Genomic DNA, 16,641 nt, shown 5'->3' on the forward strand with positions numbered 1-16,641 from the left:
GAGCATAGCTTGCTCGCTTGTAAGGGGGAGAGGGGGTTTTCGGAGCGGCGCCAGCGCCTTATAGGCGCTCCGTGCCCACCATCGAAATGACCACCCCGGCCGCGCTTCCGGCGGATTGGCGCGACCTTCTCGCGCTGACCAAGCCGCGCGTCATGAGCCTAGTGGTGTTCACGGGGCTGTGCGGACTGCTCGCCGCGCCGGAGATGCCGGCGCTGGCGCTCGGCTTCACGGCGATCCTCTGCATCGCGCTCGGCGCCGGCGCCTGCGGTGCGCTCAATCAATGGTACGAGGTGGAAATCGACGCGAAGATGCGGCGGACCGCCAAGCGCCCGCTGCCGGCCGGGCGGATGGAGCGGCAGTCCGCGCTCCACTTCGGAGTCGGAGTCGGCGCCTTCTCTGTCCTGCTGATGGGCCTGGCCACGAACTGGCTCGCGGCCGCTTTGCTTGCCGCTTCGATCCTGTTCTACGTCATCATCTACACGATGTGGCTGAAGCCGCGGACGGCACAGAACATCGTCATCGGCGGGGCGGCCGGCGCGTTTCCGCCGTTGATCGGCTGGGTCGCGGTAACCGGTCAATTCGCTGTTCTGCCGGTCCTGCTGTTCGCGCTGATCTTCCTGTGGACTCCACCGCACTTCTGGGCGCTGTCACTGTTCGTGCGGTCGGATTACGCGGCTGCCGGCATACCGATGCTGCCCGTGGTCGCAGGCCCCCAGAACACGCGTCGCCAAATCTTCATCTACAGCCTGCCTATGGCTGCTGCGGCAGTCGCGCCTTGGCCGCTGCACCTGACCGGGCCGATCTACGGCATTGCGGCAGCAGTCCTCAGCGCCGTGTTCGTTGCGCTTGCAGTGCCGGTGCTCACCAATCGCGCCACCGAGCCGAGCGCAATGGCTCCGGAAAAGCGCCTTTTCGGCTACTCCGTGCTCTATCTCTTCGCTTTGTTCGGCGCGCTGGTCGCCGACCGCTGGATCGCATTGTGAACCCCGACGAGGAGGTCGTCCGGCGGCAGCGTCAGCGCGCCCGCATCTTCGCATGGCTGCTCGGCGCCTTCGTCGTCCTGATGTTCTTCATCACGATCGCCAAGACGAGCCGCAACTGGTGACTGCTGCCGTGCAGAGGAACAACCGGGTTGCGCTGATCACGGCAGTCATTGCGCTCGCCGCCCTCGGCATGGCGTTCGCCTCGGTGCCTCTCTACCGCGCATTCTGCCAGCTGACCGGGTTCGACGGCACTCCGATCCGCGCCGAGCGCGCGCCGGGAGCTGTCGCCGGACAGATCGGCGTCCGCTTCGATGCCAACGTTCATCCTGGCCTGCCCTGGCGGTTCGAGCCGATGCAGCGCACCGTCCGCATCGCGCCGGGAGCAAAGACCCAGATCTTCTACAAGGCGACCAACCTCAGCGGACGCACCATCACCGGCCAGGCAGTCTACAATGTCAGCCCGGACACGGCGGGGCAGTATTTCAACAAGATCCAGTGCTTCTGCTTCAACGAGCAGACGCTGAAACCCGGCGAGACGGCGATCATGCCGGTGATCTTTTTCGTCGATCCCAAGCTTCGCGATGACGAGGACACCCGCGACATCGACGAGATCACGCTAAGCTACACATTTTACCCGGTGGAAAGTGCCGCAACGGCCCGCTAGAGGCCGGAGCCTACGACCCGACGAACGAGACGAGGGAAGCTGAGACGATATGGCCGGAGCCAAGAACCACGACTATCATCTCGTCGAGCCGGATCCCTGGCCACTGATCGGCGCTTTCAGCGCTTTCGCGCTGTTCGGCGGAATGGTCATGTGGTTCCACGACAACCGCTACGGGCCGATCGTCGCCGGGATCGGCCTCGCGGCCGTCCTCTTCACCATGTACAACTGGTGGCGCAACACCGTCATCGAGGCTCACGAGGGCTATCACACCCCGGTGGTGCAGCTTCACCTGCGCTACGGGATGATCCTGTTCATCGCCTCAGAGGTGATGTTCTTCCTCGCGTGGTTCTGGGCATTCTTCGACAGCTCGCTCTTCCCGTCGGCAGTCGACGCGGTGGGCGGCGTCTGGCCGCCCAAGGGTGTCGAAGTGCTGAGCCCCTGGGGCTTCCCGCTGCTCAACACCTTGATCCTGCTCTGCTCGGGAACGACGGTGACCTTCGCCCACCACTCGTTGATCCACGGCGACCGGCAAGGGCTAAAGCTCGGCCTGTGGATGACGATCCTGCTCGGCCTGACGTTCACCTTCATCCAGGGATGGGAATATGCCCACGCGCCGTTCGCCTTCAAAGGCAACATCTACGGTGCGACCTTCTTCATGGCGACCGGCTTCCACGGTTTCCACGTCATCGTCGGCACGATCTTCCTGATCGTCTGCCTGATCCGCTCCTACAAGGGCGACTTCACCCCGCGGCAGCACTTCGGTTTCGAAGCCGCGGCCTGGTACTGGCACTTCGTCGACGTCGTGTGGCTGTTCCTGTTCACCTCGATCTACGTCTGGGGCGGCTGGGGCGCGCCGCACGCGGGGTGAGCCGGCGGGGCTCGCATGGCTGAGCCCACGGCCCTTCAGGTGGCACTCACGGGCGCCTGCCCGCGCTGCGGAGCGCGCACCCTTTTCGCGGGTTGGGTGCGGTTCGCGGCGGCCTGCCGCAATTGCGGCCTCGACCTCAGCGCCTTTAATGTGGGCGACGGGCCTGCCGCCTTCCTGATCCTGATCGTCGGCGCGCTCGTCGTTGTTGGCGCCCTTGTCCTCGATGCCGCCGCTGAGCCACCCCTCTGGGTGCACCTCGTGTGGGTCCCCGTGGCCGCGGCTCTGACGATTGGCGGGCTGCGCCTGGCGAAAGCCTTGCTGCTGGCGCAGGAGTACCACCACCGCGCGCGCGAAGGGCAACTCGCCAAATGATCCGGCGCCTTCCCGTTATTCCCACCATCATCGTTGCCGCAGCAGTTGCGGCCATGATTGCGCTCGGCGTCTGGCAGCTCCGCCGCGCGACGTGGAAAGATGGCCTCATGACGCGATATGCGCAGGCGCAGAAACTGCCGCCCATCGCCTGGCCCACCGTGCCGTTGCGCGAGGACCAGCTGCCGCTGTTCCGCAATGCAACGGGCATGTGCCTCCAGCCCATCGGCAAGCGCGCAGTTGCCGGTGAGAACCTTTCTGGGGAGCCGGGCTATTCGCAATTGATCATGTGCCGCACCGGCGCCGAGGGGCCTGGCATGGCCGTTGAGGTTGGCTGGTCCAAGAACCCGAACGCGCCGGTGAACTGGCGGGGCGGCCCGGTCAGCGGCATCATCGCTCCGGACTCGCATACGGGGATGCGGCTGGTGGCCGCGAGCGCGCCGCCGGGCCTCCAGCCGAGCGCGCCGCCTTCCCTGCAGTCGATCCCGAACAACCACCGCTCCTACGCCTTCCAGTGGTTCGCGTTCGCGCTGGTGGCGCTCGTCATTTATGGGCTGGCCGTGCGCAAGCGCTGGTCGGCGGGAGCGGCGAAGTCGTGACCGCGCAGCTGCAGCGCCTCTCCAACGGGCTGACCGTCGCCGTGGACCCGCTTCCGGGCGCGGAATCCGTGGCGCTAGGGCTTTACGTAAAGGTGGGATCGCGATCCGAGGCGGAGCCGAACGGCGGCGTTGCTCACCTCGTCGAGCACATGGTTTTCAAGGGGGCCGGCGGCCGCGACACGCGAGCTCTCGCGGAAGTGATCGAGGATGTCGGGGGTTCGCTGAATGCCTGGACTGCGCGAGACCAGACGGCATTTCATGGCCGCTCGCTCGCCCGCGACCTGCCGCTGCTCGCCCAGCTGATCGCCGACCTGGTCCGCGCACCGCATTTCGAAGAGGAGCATCTCGAGCGGGAGAAGCAGGTCATCCTGTCCGAGCTGGGGGAAAGCACCGACTCGCCCGAGGACCTCGTCCACGATCACCTGTTCGAAGCTGCGTTCGAGGGGCAGCCGATCGGCCGCCCGGTGCTTGGCACGGAGGCTTCGATCAAGGCCGCCACCCGCAAGGATTGCTGCGACTGGCTGGAGCGTGAGTTCGTCCCGTCGCGGATGATCCTTTCGGCAAGCGGCAAGGTGGATGCGGACGAGGTTGGAACACTCGCGGAGCGCCTGTTCGGCGACATGGAAGCGCGCTCCGAACCGGCGATCGAACCGGCCCGATTTACCGGCGGCCTTCGCAACGACCGGCGAAGCTTCGAGCAGGCGCACTGGTGCCTGGCATTCCAGGGACTTCCCGCGGCCGACAACGGCACGCCGGCGCTCACGTTGTTCGTGCAGGCGCTCGGCGGCGGCACGTCGTCGCGCCTGTTCCAGGAGCTGCGGGAAGAGCGCGGGCTCGCTTATTCGATCTACGCCTGGAACCAAACTTTTGCCGATGTCGGGACGGTTGGGATCGGCTGTGCCGCCGAACGCGCGCGCGCTTCCGAATCGATTGCACTCGCCCGCGATCTCGTTGCGGCAACTGCCGATAGCCTCACCCAAGCCGAACTCCAGCGCGCGCGGGCCCAGATTGAGGCGTCGCTGCTGATGGCGCTCGAAACTGCGCAGGGGCGGGCCGACCACCTGGCGCGCTCGATTGAAGTGTTTGGCCGTCCACTTGAGACGGACGAACTTGTTGCCCAGTTGCGGGCTGTCGACGTTGCCCAGGTTCGCGCCGCCGGCGCAGCATTGCTCGAAGGGCCGCTCGCGATTGCGTCGGTGGGCGCCAAGCTCGCACTGGCAGCGTGACCGTTCTCCAGACGCTCGTAGCGGAGCCGTGGGAGGACTGGGCACTCCTGGACTGCGGGCACGGACAGAAGCTTGAGCGCTACGGGGATGTGATCGTCGCCCGGCCGGAGCCGCAGGCGATGTGGGCTCCCGCGCACGAGAACTGGGATCCGGACGCGACCTTCGTTCCCGGTTCGGACGAGGAGGGCGGCGGCCGATGGGTGCAGCATCGCCCGGTCGCCCGACAGTGGGAGCTCGCGCGCGGCAACGTCCGCTTCCACGCTTCGCTCACGCCGTTCCGACACCTCGGCTTCTTCCCGGACATGGCGCCGCAATGGGATTGGATGCGGGCTCGTGCGGCGGATGCCGACGTCCTCAACCTGTTCGGCTACACGGGCGTCGGCACGTTGCTGCTGAGCGACGCCGACGCCCGCCTGGTCCACGTCGACGCATCAAAGAAGTCGGTTGAGGTTGGCAAGGACAACGCACGGCTGTCTAGAATGAGTGATCGCCAGATCCGCTGGATGGTCGACGATGCGACAAAGTTCACGGCGCGCGAGGTACGGCGGGGCCGGCGTTACGGCGGGATCCTGCTCGACCCGCCCAAGTTTGGCCGTGGGCCTGAAGGCGAGGTCTGGCGGCTGGAGGAGAATGTCGCGCCGCTGCTTGCCGACTGCCGCCGACTTCTGGACGCGGACAGCCGCTTCCTGGTGCTGACGGTCTATGCCGTTCGGATGTCGGCGTTGGCGATCGGCGAACTTGTGAAGCAGACACTCGGCGACCTCGGCGGGATGGTCGAGTTTGGCGAGATGGCCGTTCGCGAAGAGGCCCGGGGGCTGCTGCTCCCAACGGCGATCTTCGCCCGCTGGAGCAGGGCCTAGCTTCTTGCAGCTCTGATCGAAGCGCCGGCGACAAACGGCGCGGCCGCCGTGAGCAGCAGCGATATCGCCGCCTCGAGCAGTAATCCGCCTGAATCCCCCCCGCTGCTCGCCGCACCGAAGATGAGCAGCGGCACGGCTAGCGGGAACAGCAGTACTCCAGCTAGCGACGATGCCCGTGGCATCCCGGCAGTCACCGCCGCTACGGCAACCGTCAGCGCTGCAAGCGCCGGCGTCCCGACCGCCAGCGCAAGCTCCGTTCTTCCAAGGCTTCGCCCGTCCATGCCGAGCAGTGCCGAAGCGGGAACGGCTGCGATGAGCAGCAACGGTGCGAAGGTGAGCCAGTGCGCGACGATTTTCGCTGCGGCGATGCTTTCCTCGGCAGCGCCGCCAAGTGCGAGCTGGTCGAGCACGCCGTCGGCCCGGTCCGGCTCAATCAGGCGTTCGATCGGAAGCAGCGCTGCAGTGAGGGCTGCAATCCACAGCGCACCCGCGCCAACGCGGCCGAGCAGCGCCGCATCGGGACCGATCGCGAACGGCATCAGCGTCGCGACGAGCAGGAAGAAGGCGATCGGCAGCCACGCCGCGCCGGTCAAGCCACGGCGCAGGTCCCGCGCGATGAGCCGCCCGATCAACGGCCCAGCTCCAGTACCCGCCAGTTGCCCGGCAGCGGCTGGTGCGACGCGGCGATCACGGCACCGCCCGACGCCCGATGTTCAGCGACAAGCATCGCGAGGCGCTCTGCCCCGTCGGCATCGAGCGCATTGAGCGGCTCGTCGAGCAGCCACAGCGGCGCACCCGAGGCGGTCACCCGCACCAGCGTCGCGCGCTTCTGCTGACCGGACGACAGCAGCCGCACCGGTACGTCGCGAAGGTAGGCTATTCCGAGAGCCTCCATCGCGGGCTCGACCGGCATGATCCAGAACCCAAGCGCGCGGCCAAGCGGCAGTTCGCGGTCCAACGCGAGCGAGTCATCGGCGAGGGCCACCCGGCTGCGCCGGACTTCGCCGGATGTTGCGCGGAGGAGGCCCGCGCACAGCCTGATCAAGCTGGACTTGCCGCTCCCGTTAGGACCGAGCACGTGCAGCGCGTCCCCCGCACCAAGTTCAAGATCGAGATTCTCGAAGAGTCGTCGCCCCCCGCGCTGGAGCGTTACCCCCGAGAAGCGCAGCAGCGGCTCGTCACGCAAGGTGTCATCCGCCGACGGCGTTGGTGCGACGCTCCGCATGACCATCGCATAGGGTTGCCAGGCGAGAAGCTGCAAGGTTGCCCCGCGGGCCGCCTCTCCTTAGATGGGCCCGCTTCCAGGCTATTCTGGTTTATGCAGCCCACGGGTTGCGGGCGGAGCGGTGGCCGAGTGGTCGAAGGCGCTCGCCTGGAAAGTGAGTATACGGCAAAACCGTATCGAGGGTTCGAATCCCTCCCGCTCCGCCAATTCGCTGTTCCGGCAAGCTGCCGGAGCTGCTCAAGCGACGATGCGTAGCTTTCCGCGCTTGGCCGGCGTTGCGTAGCCGACGCCGAGTTCTTCCTGGAGACGGGCAAGCTCGCGCTCCTTGGCGGCGCGGGCGTCTTCGGCGTAGCGCTTCTCGCACGCTGCCTCTTCGTCCGTCTGCGGGCGCATGTAGGAGATGCTGATCTTGCGGCCGAACACTTCGTCGCCGCGCAGCCGGAGCTCTGGTTCGGCGTCGGACGGCAAGCCGTCACGAAGCTCGACCAGTTTTTCGATCAGGTCATCGATCGACGAGTGGTCGTCGATGTCGACGAATTCTTTGACGCGCCTGCTCATTTACCGACCCTCCCCGGCCCCGGGGCTAATTACCGCTCGCGCGAATCCCTGCGCAACGCATATGTGCTTTTTATCCCCAGGAGAGTTTCGCGGCTGTGAATAGATCACTCATCCTTCGTGCAGGAAATCTGCGGCTCGATTTGCGGCCTGACCTCGGCGGCAGCATTGCCGGGCTTCATTGGATGGAGGGCGGCACCGAGCGTCCGATCCTCCGACAATCCCCCGAACCGCTCGACAAGGTGCTCGAGGCGGCAAGCTTTCCCCTCGTGCCTTACGTCAACCGCATCCGCGGCGGCTTCTTCAGGTTCCGCGGCCGCGAGGTCCGCCTTGCGCCCAACATGGCCGGCGATCCGAGCCCCCTGCATGGTCAAGGCTGGTTGAACGCGTGGCAGATCGGTTCCGCTGATGAACGGAGCGCAGTGCTGACGTACCGGCATGAGGCCGCCGAATGGCCGTGGACCTATGAGGCGGCGCAGCGTTTCGCGCTCGACCGCGGCGGCCTCTCGCTGCGGCTGACCTGCCGCAACGCGAGCGAAGAGCCGATGCCGTGCGGAATTGGCGTGCACCCCTACTTCCCCTGTGGACCGCAGACGCGGATCAACACGAACGTCGATGCGGCTTGGACGATCGACGCTGAGGTGCTGCCGGTCGACAAGGTTCCGGCGACCGGTCGCTACGACCTCAAGGACCGGCTCGTCTGCGCTCAGGACCTCGATAACGGCTTCGGCGGTTGGGGCGGGGAGGCGGTTCTGTCCGATCCCGATTGGCCGTACGAAATCGCCGTTGCCTCCCCCCACGCGAAGTTCTTTCAGCTCTACTCGCCGCCGGCAGGAGGCATTTGCGTGGTTGAGCCTGTCACTCACGCCAATGCGGCGCTGAACGCCCCGGAGGCCGAATGGCCCCAACTAGGCATGCGCGTGCTTGAGCCGGGTGAGGAGATGAGCCTGGACTCGCGGATCGAAGTGCGGCCGGCACGGGCCGGTTGAACCGCCTCGAACCCGCCACTATAGCCCTCGGCTCTGCCGCATCCGGAGACGTGGGTGAGTGGCTGAAACCAGCGGTTTGCTAAACCGCCGTACGGGGATTTCCCGTACCGAGGGTTCGAATCCCTCCGTCTCCGCCAGTGCGGCGCGCGCTTGTTCGAAGACTAACGCGCGCCGCTTCTACAGTTAACTAGCTGCTGCGCGCTTCGCCGGAACGGTCGTCGCGGTGGAAGAAGCCGAAATAGGCGGCTCCAGCGGCGAGGACGATGTGCAGCCAGACGTCGTGGCTGAACAGCGGCACCAGTCCAAAGGTCGTGTTGAGACCTGGGACGAGGCCCATGATCACGAACACGGCATAGATGACCGCGGTGATGCGGGCGTAGGTCTTGGCTGCGTCCCAGCTGCGATAGGCGATGATCCCCCAGATTCCGAAGATCAGGTGGACCCCGTCATGGATGAGATTGACGGGGAACAGGCCGAGTTCACGGCCGTACATCGCGTCCATCGAGAGGTTCGGGTCATTCATTCCGGGCGGCTGCAGCAGGCCGGGGATTACGCCGCCTGCGAAGATCACCAGGAAGAGGATGCCCCAGATCAGAGCGAACCTGCGAGTGTCCATCAGCTTGCCTCCTATACTGTTGTTTTACTGCTGTTCTTGTTTGGATTCGCCATAGGGCCAACGGCTTTACTGAACGAAAGTTCAATCAACTGAGGCGTGGCAGGCTTTGTTCTGCAAAGCCCCAGCCCTTCAGGGAGCGAGATCTGGAGCGTTTCAGCAGTTCTTCGACGGCCGCGATGGTGAAGGCGTCCGAGCGATCGACGTCGCGCAATTCGTCCCACGTGACCGGTGCAGCGACCGGCATTTGGGCCCGCGCCCGGGCAGAATAGGGCATGACTGCCGTGGCCGTGCGCTGGTTGCGGAGGAAGTCGAGGAAGATGCGGCCACGGCGCTCCTTCTTGGGAAGCGCGACGGTAAATCGTCCGGGGTCCGCATCCGCGAGAGCGGTGCAGAAGGACTTGGCGAACTCCCGAAGCTCGTCCCACTCAGCCTCTGGTCCCAGCGGCACGACAATGTGGATTCCCTTGCCGCCGGTGAGCAGCGCGAAACTTTGCAGGCCGAGCGCTTCGAGAGAGCGGTGAAGCTGGAACGCGGCGTCCTTGACGGCCGCGAAGCCGAGCTGCGGGTCCGGGTCGAGATCGATGACCATCCGGTCGGGAGTCTCGACCTCGCCGGCGCGGCTCGCCCAGCCGTGGAACTCGACCGTCTGCACCTTGGCGCAGGCGACGATTTCCTCAACGCCTTCGACGTACAGGTAATCCTCGGTCCTGCCGTTCTTCTGAGTGACCGGTTCGAAGTGGACCAGGGCGTCGAACTCCTTGCCGGTCGGCGGATGCTCGCGGTTGCGTTGGAAGAAACACTTGCCTTCGCGGCAGCGGAACAGGTTGAGCAGCCGGCGGTCGAGGAACGGCAGCATGATCGGCGCGACGATCTGGTAGTACAGAGTCGTTGCGCGAACGCTGATCTCGGGCTTGTCGTAGGTCGGCTCGGGCGTCCACACCATGCGCAGCGAACGCTCCACCCGACCTGCTTGCTCCTGCCAGCGTGAGAGCTATTGGTAACGCTAACAGGCGAGTGGGGGAGAGCATGCGTTTGCACCGGATCGTCAGCGCCGCAATTGCGCTGCTTGGGATCAGCATCGCTGCGCGAGGCGATGCAGCAGCGTACCGCCATTTCCGCGCGGCGATTTACGTCACCGTCGGCGACACGAAGAAGCTTGCCGATCCGGCGACTTTCGAGCGTCAGTTCGCGCGCGTCTCGTCGCAGCTCCAGTTCGACAAGGTGTACATCGAGGCCATATCGCGACCGGAAGTTCGCGACCGATGCGGAGCTCGAAACCGTCAAGCGCCAGTTCCAGGCCAAGGGCATCCTGACGTCCGGCGGGATCACTCTGGCGGCGGGCGGCTCGGGCGGACAGTTCGGCACGTTCGATTACGAAACGCCCTCTGATCGCGCCGAGTGCGAGCGCGCCGTGCGCCTGATCTCGCGGCACTTCGACGAGGTCGTTCTCGACGACTTCTTTTTCTACAATACCAAGTCGGACGCCGATATTGCCGCGAAGGGTTCGCGCAGTTGGACGGACTACCGCATCGGCCGGATGCGCGAGGTCAGCCGCGACCTCGTGCTCGGGCCCGCGCACCAGGAAAACCCGCGTGTCCGCGTGATCATCAAATATCCCAATTGGTACGAGCATTTCCACGGCACCGGTTTCGACCTGGCCGACGAAGCGCACATGTTCGACGCGATCTACACGGGCACGGAAACTCGCGATCCGGAGATCACGGACCAGCTTCTGCAACAGTACGAGAGCTACAACGTCGTCCGCTATTTCTCGAACATCCGTCCGGGCGCGAACATGGGCGCATGGGTCGACACCTACGATATCCGCTCAATCGACCGATATCCCGAGCAGCTGTGGGACGGCCTGTTCGCCAAGGCGCCGGAGCAGACCTTGTTCGAGTGGGGCGCAATGGCGAGCGACAAGCCGGCGACTGCGGGCGAGCGGCCGTGGGCGAAACAGGCAACCAGCTTCCGCTGGCCGGTTGGCGCCGGCGGCTGGGCAAGCGCGGCGAATGAAGCGCTGCACGTCGTCGACAGCGTGCTGGGAGACCTCGGCAATCCCCTCGGCGTCGCGAGCTACAGGCCGGCGCACGCCAGCGGCGAGGACTTCCTGCACAATTACATCGGCAACCTCGGCGTGCCGATCGAGCTCTATCCCGAGTATCCGACGCGGGCGCACACGATCCTGCTGACCCAGGCAGCGGCGACCGATCCGCAGATCATCGCGAAGATCCAGGCCAGCCTGCACGGCGGCGCCAATGTCGTCGTCACGTCCGGTTTCCTCGGGGCGATGCAGGGCAAGGGTTTCGAGCAGCTCGCCGAGTGGCACATGACGGGCCATACAATCTCGATCGACCGCTACTTCGACGGGTTCGGAGCGGGCGCGGGCAAGGAGCTCAAGGAAGCAGCAAAGTCGAAGCCGGTGCTGTTTCCCGAAGTGCGCTTCTACACCAACGACAGCTGGGGAATCATCCGCGGCGTAGCGGCCAAGAAAGGCTTCCCGATCGCTGTCATGGATCACTACTCCAACGGGACGCTGTACCTGTGGAACATCCCGGAGAATTTCGGCGACCTCTACAATCTGCCCCAGCCGCTGATCACGCGCCTGAAGCAGTATCTGTTCGCCGATCAACCGGTACAGATCGACGCGCCAGACCACGTCGCGCTGTTCACCTACGACAATGGCGCGTTCGTCGTCGAGAACTTCCGGGACGATGCCGCTCGGGTGAACGTGACCGGCAAGACGAAGCAGGCCGTGACGATCCTGCCGCACAGCTTCCGCGTATTCAAACCCTGAGCGCTGCAGCGACCTCCGCGTCGCGCTTCAGGTTGCGGGCAAGCTGGGCCATGCCGTTGAGATATTGCGGCGGCACGTGGACTCCGCGGTAGTCGAGCGCTGCGGCGGCACGGAGCGTCCACATCGGATCGATGAGGTGGGGGCGGCCTAAAGCCACGAGATCGGCGCGGCCCGCCGCGAGAATGGAATTGGCGTGGTCGGGCTCATAGATGTTGCCGACGGCCATTGTCGCGAGGCGGCCCTCGTTGCGTAGCTTGTCGCTGAATGGCGTCTGGAACATGCGGCCGTAAACCGGTTGCGCGCCGGTCCACGTCTGTCCCGCCGAAACGTCGATCAGGTCCGCGCCTGCACGGGCGAATGCTTCGCCGATCGCGACTGCTTCTTCGGGCGTGATGCCGTCGTCGCCCGCCCAATCCGTAGCCGAGATGCGGACGGACATCGGTCGACCGGCCGGCCATGCGGCACGCATCGCGGCGAACACTTCGAGCGGGAAGCGCAAGCGGTTCTCGAGGCCGCCACCGTATTCGTCGGTGCGGCGGTTCTGCAGCGGCGTGAGGAAGCTCGACAAGAGATAACCGTGCGCCGCGTGCAGCTCGATCATGTCGAAACCGGCGTCCAGCCCGAGGCGCACCGCGGCGACGAACTGATCGCGCACTTCGTCCATGTCCGCACGGGTCATCGGACGCGGCATCTGATTGAGGGGCGACCATTGCACCTCACTCGCCGCTATCACCGGCCAGTTGCCGTCCTCGAGGGGAAGGTCGTTGCCTTCCCAGCCGACGCGCGTCGAACCCTTGCCACCCGAATGGCCGAGCTGCAGGCAGATCTTCGCGCGTGAGCTGGCGTGCACGAAATCGACAATGCGCTTCCATGCGGCGACGTGATCAGTGCTCCACATTCCTGTGCAGCCGGGGCTGATCCGGCCTGCGGCCGACACGCAGGTCATCTCGGTGAACACCATGCCGGCGCCGCCCATGGCGCGCTCGCCGTAGTGCACGAGGTGGAAGTCGTTCGGAGTCCCTTCCTCCGCCGAATACATGGCCATCGGCGACACGGTGATGCGATTGCAAAGTTCAAGCTCGCGCAGCTTGAAAGGCGCAAACATCGGCGGCGCGCTCTTGCCCGGAACGCCCGCGCGCTGCCAGAACCATCGCTCGACTTGCTCCAGCCATTCGCGGTCGCGCAACCGCAGGTTCTCGTGACTGATCCGCTGGCTTCGCGTCAGCAGCGAGTAGGCGAATTGCAGCGGCTCGAAATGCAGATAGCGATGCAACGTTTCGAACCACTCGGTCGAATTGCGCGCGCTGTTCTGAAGCTTCAGCACTTCGAGGCTGCGCTCCGACTGATATTCGTCGAGGGCAGCCTGCAGCGACAGCTCGTCGCGGTTCAGCACCTCGGCAAGCTTGATCGCGTCCTCAAGCGCAAGCTTGGTGCCGGAGCCGATGGAGAAGTGCGCGGTGTGCGCAGCGTCGCCGAGCAGGATCAAATTCCCGGCATTCCAGCGCTCGCACTTGAGGCGCCGGAAGTTCAGCCATGCCGCCGAACCGACGAGATGCGCGGCATTGGATTGAAGTGAATGCCCGTCCAGATATTTGGCAAAGATCCGCTCGCAGGTGGCGATGCTTTCCGCCTGGTCCATTTGGTCAAAGCCGATGGCTCGCCATGTCTCCTCCGAACATTCGACGATGAAGGTCGAACAGTCCGGAGCGAAGCGGTACGCGTGCGCCCAGACCCAGCCATGCTCCGTCTCCTCGAACGCGAAGGTGAAGGCGTCGAATGCCTTCGAGGTGCCGAGCCAGACGAACTTGTTCGCGCGCACGTCGACGTCGATGCCGAACGCGTCAGCCTGCGCATCACGGAAACGTGAGTTGGCGCCGTCCGACGCAATGACCAGGTCGTAATCAAGCCATTTCGAATCGGCGGGGTCGCACTCGACTTCGAAGTGAATCACGACCCCGAGCGCGCGCGCGCGATCCTGCAGAATCTGCAGCAGGCGCTTGCGACCGATGCCGATGAACCCGTGACCCGAGGAGGTGATGGTTTCGCCACGGAAGTGGACATCGATGTCGTCCCAATGCGCAAACTCACGAGCAATGACTTGGGCGGAAGCAGGGTCGTTGGCGGTGAGGTTCTCAACAGTCTGATCGGAGAAGACGACGCCCCAGCCGAATGTGACGCCTTCGGCATTCCGCTCCAGAACTTCGACCTGGTGCGCGGGGTCGTGCAGCTTCATCGATATCGCGAAATACAGGCCCGCCGGGCCGCCGCCGACGCATGCGATCTTCATTCGCCGCGGTCCGAATGTTCACGAATGTTCCCACTGACGCGGGCACATTCGCGCGCACCAGCACGTGCGTGCGGGGAAGAAGACGTGGGACCGGCAGCGAGGTTGACGGCAAGGACCATGAGCGGCTGAATGACACAGAATGGCGCCTGTAGGACAGTCCGCGGCTCGGCGGGGCTGCGGCGGCGACCCGGGGCGACCGCCGTCCCGCAGTGGGTCAGCGATCCTCGACCCCGTTCACTGCCCGATAACGGGTCCTTAAACCTCGGTGCGTACATGGGAATTTGCCAATCGAGGTAAATGCAATCTTGAGACTGTTCGACCCCGCTGTGCTTCTAGTTGCGATCCTGCGGCACCCGACTCGGGTGAAGGCGGGAGCGGCGGTCGCGCTTGCGCTTACCATGGGCAGCGTCGCTTTGGCGCGCAGCGGTGAGCCGACTGCAGCGGCCTCGGTCACGGTCGCCTTGTCTGAGCTTGAACCGGCCGAGGGCGCGGCGAACCTCGATCGCCCTGAAACGGCCGAACAAGCGAAGGTCTTCAATGCCGCACTTCGGTTCGAAAGCGCGCCGCTCAAGCCGGCGATCCCCTTCGTCCTCGCCGGTGACGGAGAACAGCAGTCCCGCGCCCTCCTATGCCTAACCCAGGCCGTCTATTATGAAGCCGGCTACGAGCCGTTGCAGGGACGACGCGCAGTTGCGCAGGTCGTCCTCAACCGTGTCCGGCACCCGGGTTTCGCCAAGTCCATCTGCGGAGTCGTCTTCCAGGGGGCCGCCACGGGGACATGCCAGTTCAGTTTCGTCTGCAATGGCGCGCTCGACCGCCGGCCCGAGCCACGCGCATGGCGCGAGGCCGAGCTGATCGCTCGCCAAGCGCTGTCGGGCTATGTCGAAGCTTCGGTCGGCGAGGCGACCCATTATCACGCCGACTATGTCGCTCCCGCCTGGGCGCCGGCACTCGCGAAGGTCGCCGCGATCGGCCAGCACATCTTCTATCGCCTGCCGGGAGGCTGGGGCGAACCAGCCGCCTTCTCCGCCCGTTACATGGGTGAAAGGGCGGAAATCACGAACGAGCCAGAAGCGCACGCTAGCGCTCCGAAGCCGGGGCTGGATTATCGCATCGCAGCGCTGCTCGACACCTCTGCGCAACCGTCGGCGCTCGACGAAGCAAGTGGCGACAACGCCCAGGGAGCGGCTGGCGCCCGAGCCTCGGGCAAGTAGTAGCGCGCCGTTTTAGCTGCGCGAGTCGACTCCGCGGATGAACGCATTCACCAGCGTGTTGAACTGATCCGGCTGCTCGAGATTTCCGAGATGGCCGGCACCCTCGATCGGTTCGTAGCGAGCGCCCGGCACTAGCCTGGTCAGCGCCGTAGAAAGGGGTGGCGGCGTTGGCCTGTCCTGGCTGCCGCAAAGCACCAGCGTCGGCACGCGGATCTCATGAGCACGCTCGCGCTGGTCGGCGAGCCAGACGGCGGCGGCGCCGATGACATAAGCCGCAGGGTCGATGCGCGCCATCGTTTCGATGACTTCGTGCCGGACTGCCGGATCGGCGGGTTGCGCGAGCAGCACGTCGGCGCGTGATTCGGCAAGCGCACGCATGTCGCCGCTGCCGGCGACCGACCGTTCGTAGATTGCGCGGCCGTCCGGGTGCTCGGCAAAGGTATCGGCGAGAATGAGAGAAGCGAGGCGATCGGGCGCTGCGTGATTCATTGCAATGGCAACGATTCCGCCGAGCGAGAGGCCGCAGACGTGGGCGCGTGCGACGCCAAGCTCAGCCATCGCGTCGAGGATTGCCGTCGCATAGGTGTCCCGGGTCGTGCCCTCAAGCGTCGGGTCGCTGTCCCCGTAGCCGGGGTAGTCGAACGCCAGCGCGCGCCGTTCCGACCGGAAATGTTCGAGCTGGCGCCGCCACACCGACTTGTCGGAACCGACTCCGTGGAGGAAGACGATCGGCGTCCGCTCTCCGTTGCCAGCGTCCTCGAAGCCGAGGGCAATGCCCAGCGAAGTCTCCACCCGCCCCATCGCGCCATATTGGCAGCGCCGGCTTTCCCGCGCTAGCCTGCGGCGATGGCGAAGATGACGGTCAATGGCGAAGCGGTCGAATACAGGCTCGATCCGCAGACGCCGCTGCTTTGGGCACTGCGCGACGCATCCAACCTGACCGGCACCAAATATGGCTGCGATAGCCACGATTGCGGCGCGTGCACCGTCATCGTCGATGGCCGCGCGGTGACGAGCTGCAGCCTCGCGCTTGGGACGCTGGAGGGGGCACGCGTGACGACCATCGAGGGGCTGTCCGCGGACGGGTCGCATCCTGTGCAACAGGCCTGGCTTGCCGAGCAGGTGACGATGTGCGGCTATTGCGAGCCGGGGTTCATCATGGCGATTGCGGCGGCGCTACAGGCGGGCTCTGCCGCGGGAAGTGAGGCCATGGCAGCGCTGCCGAACATCTGCCGATGCGGAGCATATCCGCGGATCCGGAAGGCGATCGCCCGCGCAGCGGCGGCAATGGGGAAGCAGCACGCGGCGCCGCTACATGAACAAAGAGCGCAACAACAATTCACCCCCACTTCATCTGGCGAAGCGCACAGCTCACCGCAGTGACCAGGA

19 protein-coding genes and 2 tRNA genes are annotated in these 16,641 nt (G+C 65.4%); 14 read left to right on the plus strand and 7 right to left on the minus strand.

The features are described 5' to 3' along the window. Positions 1 to 86 precede the first annotated feature (86 nt). The 8 genes from ACUXST_RS09705 to ACUXST_RS09740 are packed head-to-tail and all read left to right on the plus strand — an operon-like array spanning position 87 to position 5,569. Positions 87 to 983: a heme o synthase gene (locus ACUXST_RS09705; protein WP_458390041.1), complete on the plus strand. Its 897-nt coding sequence runs from the start codon at positions 87 to 89 to the stop codon at positions 981 to 983. Beyond that, on the plus strand, positions 980 to 1,105 hold the full coding sequence (locus ACUXST_RS09710; protein ID WP_458389775.1) for a hypothetical protein: 126 nt from the start codon (positions 980 to 982) through the stop codon (positions 1,103 to 1,105). The genes ACUXST_RS09705 and ACUXST_RS09710 overlap by 4 nt, the downstream gene beginning before the upstream one ends. An 8-nt stretch (positions 1,106 to 1,113) precedes the next feature. Further along, on the plus strand, positions 1,114 to 1,647 hold the full coding sequence (locus ACUXST_RS09715) for a cytochrome c oxidase assembly protein (protein WP_458389776.1): 534 nt from the start codon (positions 1,114 to 1,116) through the stop codon (positions 1,645 to 1,647). A gap of 49 nt (positions 1,648 to 1,696) precedes the next feature. Next, the gene (locus ACUXST_RS09720; RefSeq protein ID WP_458389777.1) at positions 1,697 to 2,515 is read left to right on the plus strand and encodes a cytochrome c oxidase subunit 3; all 819 of its coding nucleotides are present in this window, start codon (positions 1,697 to 1,699) and stop codon (positions 2,513 to 2,515) included. 15 nt (positions 2,516 to 2,530) lie between these two features. Then, positions 2,531 to 2,887 carry a DUF983 domain-containing protein gene (locus tag ACUXST_RS09725; protein ID WP_458389778.1) on the plus strand — a complete coding sequence of 119 codons (357 nt, stop codon included), beginning with the start codon at positions 2,531 to 2,533 and terminating at the stop codon, positions 2,885 to 2,887. Next, on the plus strand, positions 2,884 to 3,483 hold the full coding sequence (locus ACUXST_RS09730; protein WP_458389779.1) for an SURF1 family protein: 600 nt from the start codon (positions 2,884 to 2,886) through the stop codon (positions 3,481 to 3,483). Before ACUXST_RS09725 ends, ACUXST_RS09730 begins: the two co-directional genes overlap by 4 nt. Further along, positions 3,480 to 4,709 carry a M16 family metallopeptidase gene (locus ACUXST_RS09735; protein WP_458389780.1) on the plus strand — a complete coding sequence of 410 codons (1,230 nt, stop codon included), beginning with the start codon at positions 3,480 to 3,482 and terminating at the stop codon, positions 4,707 to 4,709. Before ACUXST_RS09730 ends, ACUXST_RS09735 begins: the two co-directional genes overlap by 4 nt. Further along, positions 4,706 to 5,569 carry a class I SAM-dependent methyltransferase gene (locus ACUXST_RS09740; protein ID WP_458389781.1) on the plus strand — a complete coding sequence of 288 codons (864 nt, stop codon included), beginning with the start codon at positions 4,706 to 4,708 and terminating at the stop codon, positions 5,567 to 5,569. Before ACUXST_RS09735 ends, ACUXST_RS09740 begins: the two co-directional genes overlap by 4 nt. Here the strand turns inward: ACUXST_RS09740 and ACUXST_RS09745 are convergent. Then, a complete protein-coding gene (locus ACUXST_RS09745; protein ID WP_458389782.1) occupies positions 5,566 to 6,201 on the minus strand; it encodes a heme exporter protein CcmB in 636 nt (211 codons plus the stop codon). The two genes, ACUXST_RS09740 and ACUXST_RS09745, sit on opposite strands and share 4 nt — an antisense overlap. Continuing rightward, complete coding sequence (gene ccmA, locus ACUXST_RS09750; protein WP_458389783.1) at positions 6,198 to 6,794, minus strand: heme ABC exporter ATP-binding protein CcmA; 597 nt, start codon at positions 6,792 to 6,794, stop codon at positions 6,198 to 6,200. Before ccmA ends, ACUXST_RS09745 begins: the two co-directional genes overlap by 4 nt. Positions 6,795 to 6,909: 115 nt before the next feature. Between ccmA and ACUXST_RS09755 the strand changes: the two genes are divergently transcribed. Further along, positions 6,910 to 7,000 (plus strand) — tRNA-Ser (locus tag ACUXST_RS09755). A 31-nt stretch (positions 7,001 to 7,031) separates the two neighbouring features. On the opposite strand, the gene ACUXST_RS09760 is transcribed toward ACUXST_RS09755, so the two are convergent. Beyond that, on the minus strand, positions 7,032 to 7,352 hold the full coding sequence (locus ACUXST_RS09760) for a hypothetical protein (protein WP_458389784.1): 321 nt from the start codon (positions 7,350 to 7,352) through the stop codon (positions 7,032 to 7,034). A 95-nt stretch (positions 7,353 to 7,447) separates the two neighbouring features. On the opposite strand from ACUXST_RS09760, the gene ACUXST_RS09765 reads away from it, so the two are divergent. Together ACUXST_RS09765 and ACUXST_RS09770 are read left to right on the plus strand one after the other, a co-directional pair. Beyond that, complete coding sequence (locus ACUXST_RS09765) at positions 7,448 to 8,338, plus strand: aldose 1-epimerase (RefSeq protein WP_458389785.1); 891 nt, start codon at positions 7,448 to 7,450, stop codon at positions 8,336 to 8,338. A gap of 44 nt (positions 8,339 to 8,382) precedes the next feature. Continuing rightward, a tRNA-Ser gene (locus ACUXST_RS09770) sits at positions 8,383 to 8,475 on the plus strand. Positions 8,476 to 8,525: 50 nt separating this feature from the next. Here ACUXST_RS09770 and ACUXST_RS09775 read toward each other — a convergent pair. Next, positions 8,526 to 8,954: a DUF4383 domain-containing protein gene (locus ACUXST_RS09775; RefSeq protein ID WP_458389786.1), complete on the minus strand. Its 429-nt coding sequence runs from the start codon at positions 8,952 to 8,954 to the stop codon at positions 8,526 to 8,528. A gap of 85 nt (positions 8,955 to 9,039) precedes the next feature. Then, entirely contained in the window at positions 9,040 to 9,915 is an 876-nt protein-coding gene (ligD, locus tag ACUXST_RS09780) for a non-homologous end-joining DNA ligase (RefSeq protein WP_458389787.1), read from the minus strand. 132 nt (positions 9,916 to 10,047) lie between these two features. Here ligD and ACUXST_RS09785 point away from each other — a divergent pair, with 132 nt between their 5' ends. Then, on the plus strand, positions 10,048 to 11,751 hold the full coding sequence (locus tag ACUXST_RS09785) for a hypothetical protein (protein WP_458389788.1): 1,704 nt from the start codon (positions 10,048 to 10,050) through the stop codon (positions 11,749 to 11,751). Here ACUXST_RS09785 and ACUXST_RS09790 read toward each other — a convergent pair. Next, a complete protein-coding gene (locus ACUXST_RS09790; RefSeq protein ID WP_458389789.1) occupies positions 11,741 to 14,038 on the minus strand; it encodes a bifunctional salicylyl-CoA 5-hydroxylase/oxidoreductase in 2,298 nt (765 codons plus the stop codon). The two genes, ACUXST_RS09785 and ACUXST_RS09790, sit on opposite strands and share 11 nt — an antisense overlap. A 305-nt stretch (positions 14,039 to 14,343) precedes the next feature. Between ACUXST_RS09790 and ACUXST_RS09795 the strand changes: the two genes are divergently transcribed. Beyond that, on the plus strand, positions 14,344 to 15,252 hold the full coding sequence (locus ACUXST_RS09795) for a cell wall hydrolase (protein WP_458389790.1): 909 nt from the start codon (positions 14,344 to 14,346) through the stop codon (positions 15,250 to 15,252). A 12-nt stretch (positions 15,253 to 15,264) separates the two neighbouring features. Here the strand turns inward: ACUXST_RS09795 and ACUXST_RS09800 are convergent, their stop codons facing one another. Then, positions 15,265 to 16,044 (minus strand): alpha/beta fold hydrolase, encoded by a 780-nt coding sequence (locus ACUXST_RS09800; RefSeq protein ID WP_458389791.1) that lies wholly within the window; start codon positions 16,042 to 16,044, stop codon positions 15,265 to 15,267. Between the two features lie 54 nt (positions 16,045 to 16,098). On the opposite strand from ACUXST_RS09800, the gene ACUXST_RS09805 reads away from it, so the two are divergent. After that, positions 16,099 to 16,635, plus strand: coding sequence for a (2Fe-2S)-binding protein (locus tag ACUXST_RS09805; RefSeq protein WP_458389792.1), 537 nt, complete (start codon positions 16,099 to 16,101; stop codon positions 16,633 to 16,635). Positions 16,636 to 16,641 lie beyond the last annotated feature (6 nt).

It is taken from the genome of Sphingomonas sp. F9_3S_D5_B_2, assembly GCF_054263715.1.